11 protein-coding genes are annotated in these 13431 nt (G+C 62.3%); 1 reads left to right on the plus strand and 10 read right to left on the minus strand.

Annotation, left to right across the window (positions count from 1 at the left end):
- Positions 1-13 precede the first annotated feature (13 nt).
- Entirely contained in the window at positions 14-1003 is a 990-nt protein-coding gene (locus AC1D1L_RS03830) for a helix-turn-helix domain-containing protein (RefSeq protein WP_477338957.1), read from the minus strand.
- Positions 1004-1130: 127 nt separating this feature from the next.
- Here AC1D1L_RS03830 and AC1D1L_RS03835 point away from each other — a divergent pair, with 127 nt between their 5' ends.
- Positions 1131-1769: an isochorismatase family protein gene (locus AC1D1L_RS03835; protein ID WP_477338959.1), complete on the plus strand. Its 639-nt coding sequence runs from the start codon at positions 1131-1133 to the stop codon at positions 1767-1769.
- A 65-nt stretch (positions 1770-1834) separates the two neighbouring features.
- Here the strand turns inward: AC1D1L_RS03835 and AC1D1L_RS03840 are convergent, their stop codons facing one another.
- The 9 genes from AC1D1L_RS03840 to AC1D1L_RS03880 all read right to left on the minus strand — a co-directional run bounded on the left by AC1D1L_RS03840 (position 1835) and on the right by AC1D1L_RS03880 (position 13331).
- Complete coding sequence (locus AC1D1L_RS03840; RefSeq protein WP_352588321.1) at positions 1835-3514, minus strand: formate--tetrahydrofolate ligase; 1680 nt, start codon at positions 3512-3514, stop codon at positions 1835-1837.
- Positions 3515-3826: 312 nt separating this feature from the next.
- Entirely contained in the window at positions 3827-4951 is a 1125-nt protein-coding gene (locus AC1D1L_RS03845; RefSeq protein WP_477338961.1) for a DUF2333 family protein, read from the minus strand.
- Positions 4952-4965: 14 nt separating this feature from the next.
- On the minus strand, positions 4966-6270 hold the full coding sequence (locus tag AC1D1L_RS03850) for a DUF6638 family protein (RefSeq protein ID WP_477338963.1): 1305 nt from the start codon (positions 6268-6270) through the stop codon (positions 4966-4968).
- Between the two features lie 258 nt (positions 6271-6528).
- Entirely contained in the window at positions 6529-8439 is a 1911-nt protein-coding gene (locus tag AC1D1L_RS03855; RefSeq protein WP_477338964.1) for an AAA family ATPase, read from the minus strand.
- Positions 8440-8463: 24 nt separating this feature from the next.
- Positions 8464-9609, minus strand: coding sequence for a hypothetical protein (locus tag AC1D1L_RS03860; RefSeq protein WP_181061309.1), 1146 nt, complete (start codon positions 9607-9609; stop codon positions 8464-8466).
- Positions 9610-9637: 28 nt separating this feature from the next.
- Positions 9638-10726 (minus strand): hypothetical protein, encoded by a 1089-nt coding sequence (locus tag AC1D1L_RS03865; protein ID WP_477338966.1) that lies wholly within the window; start codon positions 10724-10726, stop codon positions 9638-9640.
- Between the two features lie 322 nt (positions 10727-11048).
- Positions 11049-11432, minus strand: coding sequence for a c-type cytochrome (locus tag AC1D1L_RS03870; RefSeq protein ID WP_477338968.1), 384 nt, complete (start codon positions 11430-11432; stop codon positions 11049-11051).
- 88 nt (positions 11433-11520) lie between these two features.
- Positions 11521-12705, minus strand: coding sequence for a glycosyltransferase (locus AC1D1L_RS03875; RefSeq protein ID WP_477338970.1), 1185 nt, complete (start codon positions 12703-12705; stop codon positions 11521-11523).
- 14 nt (positions 12706-12719) lie between these two features.
- Positions 12720-13331 (minus strand): thymidine kinase, encoded by a 612-nt coding sequence (locus AC1D1L_RS03880; RefSeq protein ID WP_477338972.1) that lies wholly within the window; start codon positions 13329-13331, stop codon positions 12720-12722.
- Positions 13332-13431 lie beyond the last annotated feature (100 nt).

The following is a 13431-nucleotide window of genomic DNA, read 5'->3' on the forward strand; positions in this document are numbered from 1 at the left end:
CGTCCGCCGATGATCAATGAGACAGGGCGGACATCGCCTGCTCGCCGGTCCGCCTGGAGAATTCGCGCCGGTACTGCGCCGGCGAGGTCCGCATTCGTGCGGCAAAATGCTGGCGCAGCGAGGTGGCGCTGCCGAAGCCGGCCTCGAAAGCCACCATGTCCATCGATTTCTCGGTCGCCTCCAGCAGCCGTTGCGCCAGTTCGATGCGCTGGCCGGCCAGCCACTCGCCAAAGCTGGTGCCCATCGATTTCTGGAAACGGCGGGTGAAGGTGCGCCGGGTCAGGCCGGCGGCCTCGGCGACACGGTCGAGGTTGTGCGTTTGCCCCAGCGTTGCCCGCACGGTGTCGAGCGCCTGGGTGAGCCGGTCGGCAGCCGGGGTTTTCGCCAGCGGGCGCTCGATGAACTGGGCCTGCCCGCCCTGCCGGTGCGGCGACAGCACGATGTGCCTGGCCAGCCGCAGCGCTACCTCCGCGCCATAGCGGGCGCGCACGATGTGCAGGCAGCAGTCGAGCCCGGCGGCGACACCGGCCGAGGTGACGATGTCGCCATCGTCGACATAAAGCACGTCGGCGTCGACTTCGATGTCGGGATGCAGCGCCTGCAACCGGTCGGTGGAGGACCAATGCGTGGCCGCCCGCCGGCCGGCAAGCAGCCCGGCAGCGGCGATGGCGAAGGTGCCGAGACAGAGGCCAACGATCAGTGCGCCGCGTCGGTTCGCGCGCGTAAGCGCTTCGAGGAGCGGGGTGGGAAGCGGGGCGTCGAGATCTTTCCAGCTCGGAATGATGACGATGTCGGCATCGTCGAACGCGGAGAGCCTATGCGGCACCGCGATCGTCAGCCCGGCATCGGTGTGGATTGGCCCATTGTCGAGCGCGCAGACGCGAAAGTCGAAACGCGGCAGGCCGAGTTTGGTGCGGTCGGTGCCGAACACCACACACGGTACGGAGAGGTGGAAGGGACTGATGCCGTCAAAGGCGAGGACGGCAATGATCGGATCAGTCATGGGCGTTTCCAGCAAGCGAAAGCGGATTGTCCCAATTCTTTCGAACGATGTCAATCGGGCCACTTTTGGCAACCGGGCGATCCGCCTATTTTCGGCTCGTCCCAGTCAAGCCCGAAAGGAAAACACCATGTCCGCCAATACCACGCCGCGCCGCGCACTCATCGTCATCGATGTCCAGAATGATTATGATGGCGGCAACCTCGCGATCAAGCATCCGCCGTTCCGCGACAGCGTCGTCAATGTGGCGCGCGCCATGGACGCTGCCGCTGCCGCCGGCGTGAAGGTGGTGGTCGTCAAGCAGATGGCGCCGGAGACGTCGCCAATCTTCGCCAAGGGCAGCCATGGCGGCGAATTGCATTCCGAGATCGCCAAGCGCAAGCGCGACCACTATGTCGAAAAGTCGCTGCCCAGCGCCTTTGCCGGCACCGACCTCGAGGCGTGGCTGCGCGCCAATGCCATCGATACGACCACAGTGGTTGGCTACATGACGCACAATTGCGATCTGTCGACCATCATCCACGCCGCGCATGTCGGCTTTGCGGTCGAATTCCTGTCCGACGCCACCGGCTCGGTGCCCTACGCCAACAGCGCCGGCTATGCCTCGGCAGAGGAAATCCACCGCGTGGTGACCATCATTCTGCAGTCGCGCTTCGCGGCCGTGCTCGACACCGCCGAATGGATCGATGGCCTGAAGACGGGCGCCCTGCCCAAGCGCGACACGATCTACGCCTCCAACCAGCGGGCGCTGGCGCGCAACGCGGCTTAGTTCTCTGGAAACAAAAAAGGCGCCGCATCGCTGCGGCGCCTTTTGATTGTCGAGACAAAAGATTTTTAGAACAGGCCTTCGATCTGGCCGGCTTCGTTGAGGAAGATCTTTTCCGAAGATGGCGCCTTGGGCAGGCCCGGCATGGTCATGACCTCGCCGCAGATGACGACGACGAAGCCGGCGCCCGCCGACAGCCTGACCTCGCGCACCGGCACGGTGTGGCCGGTCGGCGCGCCGCGCAGGTTCGGGTCGGTCGAGAAGGAATATTGGGTCTTGGCCATGCAGACCGGCAGGTGGCCGTAGCCGGCCTGCTCCCAGGCATGCAGCTGGTCGCGCACCGACTTGTCGGCGATCGCCTCGGAGCCGCGATAGATGCGCTGGACGATGGTGTTGATCTTCTCGAACAGCGGCATGGCATCTGGGTAGAGCGGTGCAAACTGCGAGGCACCGGATTCGGCCAGCGCCACCACCTTGTTGGCGAGATCCTCGATGCCGGCGGAGCCATGGGCCCAGTGCTTGCACAGGATCGCTTCTTCGCCCATCGAGGCGACATAGTCCTTCATCGCCTGGATCTCGGCGTCGGTGTCGGAATAGAAGTGGTTGATGGCAACCACCGCCGGCACGCCGAACTGCCTGATGTTCTCGATGTGGCGTCCGAGGTTGGCGCAGCCCTTCTTCACCGCCTCGATGTTCTCCTTGCCGAGGTCTTCCTTCTTGACGCCGCCATTCATCTTCATGGCGCGCACGGTGGCGACGATGACGGCCGCGGCTGGCTTCAGCCCTGCCTTGCGGCACTTGATGTCGAAGAATTTTTCGGCACCGAGGTCAGCGCCGAAGCCGGCTTCGGTGACGACATAGTCGGCGAGTTTCAGCGCCGTCGTGGTGGCGACCACCGAGTTGCAGCCATGCGCGATGTTGGCGAACGGGCCGCCATGGACGAAGGCCGGGTTGTTCTCCAGCGTCTGCACCAGGTTGGGCTGCATGGCGTCCTTGAGCAGCACCGCCATGGCGCCATCGGCCTTGAGGTCGCGGGCATAGACCGGCGTCTTGTCGCGGCGGTAGGCGACGATGATGTCGCCGAGGCGCTTTTCAAGATCCTTCAGGTCGTTGGAGAGGCACAGGATCGCCATGACTTCCGAAGCGACGGTGATGTCGAAGCCGGCCTCGCGCGGAAAACCGTTGGCGACGCCGCCAAGCGAGGCGATGATTTCGCGCAGAGCGCGGTCGTTCATGTCCATGACGCGGCGCCAGACGACGCGGCGGGTGTCGATGCCGAGCTCGTTGCCCCAGTAGATGTGGTTGTCGATCAGCGCCGACAGAAGGTTGTGCGCGGTGGTGATGGCATGGAAATCGCCGGTGAAATGGAGGTTCATGTCCTCCATCGGCACGACCTGCGCATAGCCACCGCCGGCGGCACCGCCCTTGACGCCGAAATTCGGCCCGAGCGAAGCCTCGCGAATGCAGACGATCGCTTTCTTGCCGATGCGGTTCAATCCATCGCCGAGGCCGACGGTGGTGGTCGTCTTGCCTTCGCCGGCCGGCGTCGGGTTGATGGCGGTGACCAGAATCAGCCTGCCATCCTTGTTGCCTTTAACCGACTTGATGAATTCAGCCGAGATTTTCGCCTTGTCGTGGCCGTAGGGCAAAAGGTGCTCGGTCGGGATGCCGATCTTCTTGCCGATCTCCTGGATCTGCTTTTTCTTGGCGCCGCGCGCGATCTCTATGTCGGACTTCACTTCGGCCATGACGGCTTTCCTTCGGACTGGACGGTGGAGGGGACGGGTTTGATCTCACTCGCAGGCATGTTGAACCCGGGCGCGGGCATGTTCTAACCCTGTCGCTGCCGCGGCGTCAACTTGCATGCAACTATGTTTCCTATGAAGAAAGTGTCTCCGCGGCCGGGCCGACCTGCCGTCGGTTCTTCCTGGCTCCGTTGCCGCGCCGTATAGAAGCCAGAGGAAGCGACGTTCCGCCGTCTCAAAACAGCCGCCAAATGCACGGAATGCGACAGAGGCGACGGCGCAAATTCGCCATCGCTTTCACAAGGCCGCGAAAGCTTATTGGGTCAGAACGTTGCTGATCTCGACCATGTTGGAGCGCACCCGAAGCACATAGAAGCCCATCGTCGTCAGATGCGTCGGCATGATCCAGCCATCCTCGCGGCCATTGGCTATGATGAAGGGCTGGATGCGCAGCGCCGAGACAAATTGGGCGTCCATCGTGTCCCACAGATTGCCGAGATGCTTTTCCTTGATCACGTCCTCGAAGTCGGCCTGGGCGCCCTTCATCAGGCCGTAATAGGCATAGAGCTGACCATAGGCGAACCAGAAGCGGTCGTCGGCGCGGAAGTCGAACCAGCCATCATTGTGGTTCTCGGCGCGTTCCTTGAGGATCGCCGAGGTCGAACCGATGTCGGACGAGATGCGGTCTATATACTGCTTCAGATTGTCGGCACGGGCGTCGAACGTCGCCTGGCAGGTGGCCAGGCGGGCGTTGAAGGAGCGCAGCTTGTTGACGGCATCGCGATAATAGCTCGGCGTCGGCGTCTTCGGTCCGAACGGGTTCAGGCCGAAATACCAGGTTTCCTCGTCGAACTGCAGATTGCCGCGCGCATCCTGCAGATCGGCGTCGATCTGCGATGTCGTACGCACGCGGCCGAGATTGTCGGCAAGCTCGGTGGCGGTGCGCCGCACCGCCTGGTTGATGCCGCGCTGGAACGAGGCCTTGTTGTCCATAAACGGCGTGTGATCCCAGTCGACGCCGAACAGGCCGAGCTTGTAGAGGATCATCGACGAGACCCAGGCATTCTGGTTGACGTTGAAATCGGCGAGGTCGGCCGCGACCTGGGCGATGCCCGAATTGCCACAGGTCTTGGCGGTCTCGGTGCCGGCACCGGCCGCGACCTGTTCGCCGGCGGAAATGTTGCGGTTCTCGAAGGTGTATTTGTCGACGTAGTTGGGGTCGAACTTGTTCCACCACTGGGTGGCGTAGAAGAAGTTGGCGTAGAGGCCGATCAGCACCAGAAGCGCCAGGCCGACCACCGCCTTCAGGATCCAGCCGCGCTGCGTATACCAGCGCCCGGCCCACAGGAACGGCCACAGGATCGCACCGATGACCAGGCCGATGCCGCGGCCGATCCATTGGAAAATCCGGGTGAAGAAGTTCACGATCGGATCGAGCATGGCGATGTCACCTCTCAGTCAGTCAGGCCGTAGAGGCGCGTTCGAAACGCCACCTTGTCCTTCAAATATGTGGTTTTCAGAACGTCCACAACATGCGATCGCCAAGCGTCGCTGTAGCCGTCATAGTCCTTGTAGAAGCCGGGCTTGTTGAAGACGTAGCGCGAGACGAAGTCCTGCGGTACGAAATCCGAGATCAGCTGGTTGGTCAGCCAGGCATCGGGATGATCGGGCTTGCCGCGCACGACCAGGAAGCGCTGGCGCGGCGCGACATCCTCGATCTTGAGATGGCCGAGCTGGGCGATTTCGCGCTTGGCGGCGTTGAGGAAGGGAAAATTGCCGTCGCTGGTGATGAGATCAGCATGGCCGTGGATCCAGGTCTGCAGCCAGACCTTGTCGACATCGGTCAAATTGCGATTCGGTTCGGTGTCACGGATCAGCGAGCGCACAACCATCTCGGCGCGATGCTCGAGATAGCCCGAGCTTTCGACCCATGACGCCCGCGGCAGTTCGATGCGGCCGGTCGAGGCCAGGAATTTGAACACCTTGTCGGCATCGTTGATTGAGAGGTAGCTGACCTGCCAGGGCCGCGACCGGCGGAAGCCGGGTGCGGCCGGGTCGCCGATGACGGTGGTCATGTTAGGGTCGACGAAAACGTAGAGCCCGCCGAAATGGCTGGTCCAGTAGGCGTTGTGGCGGAAGATCACCTGGTCGGGCACCAGCGCATTTTCGCGGATATCGCCGCAGACCTTGGCCAGCTCCACCATGCGGTTGAGCATGGCGCTATCGCGCCAGGCGTCCGGCTCCTGCTTCAGCCGGTCGACAAGCTTGCCGAGTTCGGCGGCCTTGCCCAGCACGTCCTCGGCCGACAGCACCTTGAACTCGACCTGGCTGATCGACAGCAGATCCTCGATGTCGTTGACCACGGGGACGGAATCTTCGATCTCGCCGTAGATGACGTCCTTGATGGTCAGCGCATCGACGGCGCGCTGGTTCTTGGACATGAACTCGAACATCAGCTGCGAGGTGTTGGAGAAGGCGGTGTGCACCACCGGCAGGTCGATCTGCGACGGCGTCAGGATGATGAAGCGGCGGTTGACCTCATTGGGATCGAGATAATCGTAGTCGCCGCATTCCTCGGCCACCTCGGGCGAGAAGCCGGTGCGGTCGATCTGGAAACTCTTTAGTTTGGTCGGCTTCAACCCGAAGGCAACAAGCGCCTTGTTGTAGCGCTGGATGAGGTGCGACTCATCGACGGCGAGTAGGCGGCCGTAGATCAGCTCGTTGTCGCGCAGCAGGTCGGGTTTTTGGGCGGGGGTCACTTTTCCTTCTCCCCGTTCACGGGGAGAAGGTGCCCGAAGGGCGGATGAGGGGCGCGACCGCGTTCCCTTCTCCCCTTGTGGGAGAAGGTGGATCGGCGCGTAGCGCCGAGACGGTTGAGGGGTGTTGGAAGGATCGCCGTCCTTGCCAAGCTGGAACACCCCTCATCCGTCGCCTTCGGCGACATCGCCCGGGGGCGAGCCACTTGTCTCGCCCCGTCCTTCGGACCCCACAAGGGGAGAAGGGGGCGTCGGCGTGCTTCACGCATTCCACAGCCCCTTCTTCTTCATCTCCTCCATCTCCCGCCCAGCACGTTCGCGCAGCCGCGCATCGCGGAGCAGCTTCTCGACCGCCGCATCGTCCGACTTGTCGGAATAGCGGAACTCGGAATCGGCGTAGCGGTTGATCTCCTGCATGACCATGTCCATCGAGAAGGGGCCGCGCAGTTCCTCGATCATGGCTTTCTTCTCGTCATAGCCCTTGTGCATGAAGGCTTCCGGCTTCTCGAACCAGTCGTCGGGAAGCTCGATATCCATGGCGCGCATTTTGATGGCGTCGGTGACGTTCTTGATGGCGCGGCCGGTGAAGCGGGGCTCGGCGTCCTTGATCAGGTGCAGATAGGTGCCGATGTCGGCCATCGATTTCGGCGCGCCATTCTCCTTCATGTAGCGCTCATAGACCTTCATCAGCCCATCTTCCTGCGGCTTCTCATGCTCCTCATAGGCCTCGGCCACAGCACGCTGGATTTCCTGCGCGGCATAGAGCTTGTGGTCGCCGAGCGGTATCTTGTGGTTCTTGCCGGCAAGCAAAACGAAGATGTCGATATAGTCGTCGCGGCTCTGCGGGCCGTCGACCAGCCAGCGGGCGCCGGCGCGCTGGCGCAGGGCGTCGTCGACATTTTCGGGATAGTTGGAAAACATGCCGAACGAGCAGTTGCCACGCACCACCGTGCCGGCACCGGCAAAGGCATCCATCAAGACGCCGGTGATTTCCTGCTGGCCAGCCGAGGCGCGGTCGTCGGAGCGGCGTGCCGCCACCTGGTCGATGTCGTCGACGGTGCCGAAACCGATGGCGCGCGGGTTCAAGACATTGTTTATGAACTGGCGGCAATTCTGGCCGGACTTGCCCTGGTAGGACGAAATCTGGTCGACGCCGAAATTCTCATAGGCGAAGGGATAGCCGGCGACCTGGCAGTAGCCGTTGACCAGGCCCGCGATCATCTGGATCAGCGTCGTCTTGCCGGTGCCCGGCGCACCGTCGCCGATGAAGGTGAAGAGGAAGCCGCCGAGTTCGACGAACGGATTCAGCTCGCGCTCGAAATCATAGGCCATTAGCATCTTGGCGAGCTTGACCGAGTGATATTTGGCGATGTGGTTGCCGACGACCTCTTCCGGCTTCTTGAAGGTCATCACCAGCGGCTTGGAGCGCTTGCCCGGCGCGACGTCGAAGCCATCCAGGGTGAAATCGTCAGCGTCGATGCGGATATGAGCGTCCTCGAACGGGCCGATACCATCGAAGCGGCCTTTGCGGGCCAAGAGCCCGTCAATGGCGACGCGGGCGAAGGCGCGCGCCCGGGTGGTCAAATCGCCATCGTCCTTGGAGCCGGCAATCGCTTTGTCGAGACCGGCGACAATCGACTTCACCGCATCCTGCGGCGTGTCGAACAGGAAGTCCGGCTCGGGGATATCGTTGGGCGCCTCGCCGTCGCTGTCGATCAGCTGGAACAGATAGGAGGCAAGACTGAAGGCTGAAACGTAAGCCGAGGCTGACAGAAGCTTCTTGAAGGTGGCGGCTTCGTCGCCTTCCAGCGGCGCGCGTGTGTTCTTGGCCTGCAGGCTTTCAAGATCGGAGCCCTCGGCGAAGACATCGGAAATGGCGAGCGAAATCGCCAGGCCGCGCCGGGCGCGAAACAACAGCGTGTGCTGCGGGATGCTCATCAGCTGGTCGTCGGGGTGGATGGCAGCGACGGTTTTGGTCAGTTCGACCTCCCGCGTGCGCCGCACCGAGCCGACGGAGACGGTCGAGACGAAGCGGCGATTGGTGCCCGCAAGCGCGGTACCGGATTCTCGCGAAGGGTCTTCCAGCACGACGACGCGGGTGATGAAGCTCTGCGCCGTGGCGCGGTGCTTTTCGATCGCGGCTTCCGGGATGGTAGTCAGGCCGGTGTCCATGAAGGATGCTCCGTGGTGTGACGGTCAGACGTCTGAGATGACCTGCCCGTTGGACAGGATGTGAACCTTGTAGCCGGAAAAGATCTTCTGCGCCTCGCCGGCGGCGTAGAGAGCCTGGTAGGCTTCATGCGGGATCAGCGCGTGGTTCTCGTAGCTCGACACGCCCTGGCGCGCGGCTTCGAGATCGTCGGTGTTGATGAAGAATTCCTGCGTCGTCTTCTCGCTGGAAAACAGGCCCTTGCGGCCGGGTTTCTCGCCCTTGGAATAGACCTCCTGGATGGTCCAGGTGAGCAGCCAGGCATTTTCGGGCTTGCGCACCTTGGCCAGCACCTCGGTCACCGTCGAATTGTTGTCGGTAATCCCTGCGGAATAAAAGGGGCCAAGCACGACGCGGCGCAGTTGCTTGGGGTGCAGTGGCTCGAAATCCTTGTCGAGATTGACCGCAATCGTCGCCGGCGACAGCGTGTAGGCGGAATTCTTTTCGGTGAAGTCGTCGAAACGGTGGGCAAGCTCGGGGTTGAGCAGGCCATCGACGGGCAGCGGGATGTCGACCTGTTCGTTGAGCTTGCCGTTGCTGTCGACAAGCTGGCGGATCATGGCTTCGGAGGAATCCTCCACCGTCACCATGTAGACCAGCGGCAGGTTGGCGCTGCCGTCGAATGTCGCCCAGTGGACGAGGTAATAGGGCCGGAAGGTTTTTGGATTGACCGAGACCTTGGCCGTCTGCGCCAGTGAGAACGGGCCGAAGGTCTGCTCGCTCTTGACGTCTTCGAGATAGAGCCGCTCGGCCATCGACTTTTGCAGCGCCTCGGGGAACTCCTTGTGGCGCAGAATGAAGTCGGCCATTTCCTCGCGCAATTCGCCGGCGAGCGGGATGTTGGCCAGCCGCGCATCGGCCTGGCGGCGATCGTTTTCCAGCTCGAGCAGGTTCTGGAAGACGGGATAGCCGCTGTCGGCGCGCGAAATGCGGAACGTGTCCATGAAGCCGAGACGGTTGCGCCAGCAGGAGAACGATTTGTCCAGCCGGGCAATGTATTCGGCGACGATCTTGGCAACGATACCGTGCCGGTAAAGCGGTGAGCGGTCGTCGCGCATGAACACTTCAAGGCCGCTGAGTGCGGCGGTGATGGCGGAAAAATAGCGCGCCGCTGCTTCGTTTTCGGGAGTCATGCCGGGTGTGCTCGCGTGCAGCCGCTCCTTACGACTGCACGTAGTTGGCCGAATTGTGCTTCTTCATCACGTCGTCGAAACGGCGGGCGAAGGCATCGTCGGCAAGCTTCTTGCGGCGCTGGATGTCGGCGCTGGCGACCATGTTCTTCTCGTGCATTTCGAGGAGATCGCCAATGTGCTTTTGCGAGGCGGCGCCAATGCCGGCCATGGTCTCTTCGGCGGTGTTGTCGACCTGGCTGCCCAGCGTGTTGATCTTGTGGGCGACGTCCTGCTGGGCGGCAGTCTTCAGCGAATCTTCCAGGGCCTTGTAAAGCACGATGCGCTGTTCGGTATCGATGGTCAGCTTGTTGATCAGCGTCGACTGCGCGGCGATCTGGTTGTTGAGCGAATCGACGAAGGTCTGGAACATCGAGGTGTAGCGTTCCAGCGTCTGGCTCTCGGCCAGCAATTCCTGCTCCTTGGCTTGCTTTTCATTGTATTCGGTGGCCAGTTTCGAGCGCTCGCCCTCAAGCTGCGTGCGTTCCTTCTGGCTGGTCGAGGCCGCGATCTTGTTCTCGATGTCGAGCAGCAGCGGGTTGACCTCCTCGATGCGTTTTTGCACCGCTTCGAGGTTGGCCATGGTGACCTTGCGGCGCTCAATCACCTGCGACAAGCTGGCTTCGGAGGTCTTGTAGCGCTGGTCGAGGACCTCTTTCTGCGCCTTCAGAATGCCGACGATTGTGTCGGATTTGACCAGAAGCTCCTGCAGATTGCCGGCCAGCGACATGTTGCGGACGCGGTCGGTGCGCATGCGCTGCTTGCGTTGCGCGGAGAAGACGCCGACGAAGCTTTCCCAGCCAGTATAGTTCTTCATGCTTTCGAATTCGGTGCCGAAGACGTTGGTGGCGTCTTCCAGGCCGATGATCAGGTCGGCAATGTTGCCTTCCATCACCTTCTGCTGCTTCAGCACATCCTCGATGCGGGCGTTCTCGATGTCGAAATTGGCGTCGCCGATCTTTTTGTCAGCGGTGGCCAAAGTATCAAGCACGGTGCCGGACTGCTCGATCTTGGTGCGCATGTCCTGCACAACCTGCCTGGTCTTGGCAATTTCGGCATCAAAATTCTGCAATGTCGCCATAGGGGCCTCCCGCTTCGGCTTCCGGTCGCTGGCTGCGAACAGCGGCGAATATATGTGGGGCATCCGGGGATTGAAAGACGCAAGACAAGACCCGCCCCGAAAACAAAAAAATCCGTCATCGTCTTGAAAGTCAATGAAGGCGGGGTCATGGCGTGAATAACCAGCCGGCCACGCATTGTTCAACTGTCATTGAACTTTGACGCCGGCAAAGCAGTCGATCTCGGCCGGTGCGGACGTCCTGAAATTCGACAGAGAACTCAATCGGTTGCAGGCGCGAGACAGCTGGCCAAAGCCATCGCCATCACGGTACGCATCCAGCCGTTCAGGGCTTCGGATCGGCCTTCAGATAGGCGATGACGTTGGCAATGTCCTCGTCGCTGGTCAGGCCGGAGAAGGCCATCTTGTTGCCGGGTACTTTCAGCTTGGGGGCGCCGAGATAGGCCTTGAGGTTGGCTTCGTCCCAGACGAGGCCGGCGGCGCCGGCATCCTTCATGGCCTGCGAATATTTGAAATTCGCGGCCGTGCCGGCGGTGCGGCCGACAACACCCAGGAGATGCGGGCCGACCTTGTCGCGGTCGGTTGCCGCCTCGTGACAAGCCATGCATCTGAAGAAAACCTTCTTGCCCAGCGCAGCATCGCCGTCGGCTTGCGCGGCCGCGATACCGGCTAAGTAAATGACAAGTGCTGACGAAATGGCTCTAAGCATGGCGGTCCCCGGCTGGCTCTGGCTGCGGACAAAATAGGCTGTAGGGCCTTAACAAACGCCGCATGGTGGCTGGATTGCAAGGCGGGTCTTATCCCGTTCGGTGGAGCGGCATTTCCGCGATTGCCTGCCGGATCGCTTTTTCAATTGCTGCCGATGAGTGGTTGTCACGCACGAAGGTGCGGCCGCTCTCCGCCATCTCGGCCGCCGCTTGCGGGCGTTTCGCGAGATCGACGATTTTCGACGCGAGTTCGCCGGCATCGTTGCTCGACAGGAAATGCCTGTCCGCCTGCAGGCCGAGCCCTTCGACGGCTTTTTCGGTAGCGGCGACGACAAGGCCCGCCGCCATCGCCTCCAGCACCTTGATGCGGGTTCCGCCACCGAAGCGAAGCGGGATCGGCGCATAGCCCGAGCGCTCAAGCAGGTCCGGCAGGTATGGCGGGTTCTCGATCAGCTGCAGACCGTGCTTCGCGCAAATCCCGCGCACCACATCGCGCGGGTTCCTGCCGGCGACGGTGATCGCCCAGGGCTGACCGGACGCGGCAAGGCGCGGCACCATCTTGCGGCCGATCTGCTTGACAGCGTCGATGTTGGGGAAATAGCCGAGATGGCCGATGAAGCACAAGCTGAGTTCACGGTACCGCTCGGCACCAATCGGCAGGGAAAGCACAGTCTCGTCCGGAATGGGGTTGGCGATGAGCCTGACGTCGCCGACGGGGCCGAGAGCGGACAGCAGCGCCCCGTCGGTCCGCGAGCAGACCCAGACCTGATCGGCCATGGCAGCCGCACGCCTGTCGGCGTCGTGCGCCTCTGCCTTCTTGCGCCTGTTTTGGCGCCAGCCTCGAATTTGCTGCCACAGCGTCAGGCCGGCGATCCGGTCGGCGACCGTCCGGGATTCGATGTTGTGCTGGTCAAGAACGGTGCGTGCGCGATGCTTCGGCGCCAGCGTCAGCAGCTGCGACAGTGGGATCTCCTCGACCACCACGAGATCGGGCGAGAATTCTCTCCAGATCGCGTCGGCTTCAGCCAGTTCGTCGTCCGGCATCATATGCACGGTCGGGTGAGGGCTGCGCCTGCCCCAGAGACCTCTGCCGCGCGCCGCCTCGATGATCCGGTGACGGATATTTGGCGGTGGAGAAGGCGCCGGGGCGCCAGTTAGGCTTACCGTCAGAACCTCGCCCATCGATGCCAAGGCGCGCGCATTCGCGGCGTTCCTGATCTCGGCGCCGGATACCGGCGGAAACGGGCAATCGACTGTGAACTGGAGAATTCTCATGTTGCCCCGGCCGTTCAGCCTCTGGTGAAGCCGATGAAGTCGTCGGGCGCGGCGCGGCCCATTTGCTCTTCCCAATGGCGGCGGCAGAGCGAGACGTAGACGTCCTTGCCGATCGCCACCTGTTCGCCCTGTCTGGCCACCTTGCCGTCAGGGCCGAGACGCACGACCATCGTCGCCTTGCGGCCGCAGCGACAGATAGTGCGCACTTCGCGCAGGTCGTCGGCAATGGCCAGAAGGGCACGCGAGCCGGAAAACAGATTGCCCTGGAAATCGGTGCGCAGGCCGTAGCACATCACCGGGATGTTCAGCCGGTCGGCGATGCGGGCAAGCTGCCAGACCTGCTCTTCCTCGAGGAACTGCGCCTCGTCGACGAAGATGCAATGCACGGTCGTGTGTTCATGATGCTCGGCAACGCGAGCGTAGAGATCGTCGCCATCGCGGAACATCTCGGCCTCGGTCTCCAGGCCGATGCGCGACGAGATCAGCCCGGTATCGCCCTTGCGATAGTGGCCGGCGACGAACAGCATCGTCGTCATGCCGCGTTCGCGATAATTGTAGGACGCCTGCAGCAGCATCGTCGTCTTGCCGGCGTTCATCGTCGCATAGTGGAAGTAAAGCTTGGCCATGCCGTCCTTTTAAGCCGAGTTGTCCTGCCGCGGGGAGGGGGCACCGCAGCATTTCACCGGAAAAGCCGTCTGCCATCGAAAAAGCGGCAGGCGTGTCGCT

It is taken from the genome of Mesorhizobium sp. P2_D6 (genome assembly GCF_056404315.1).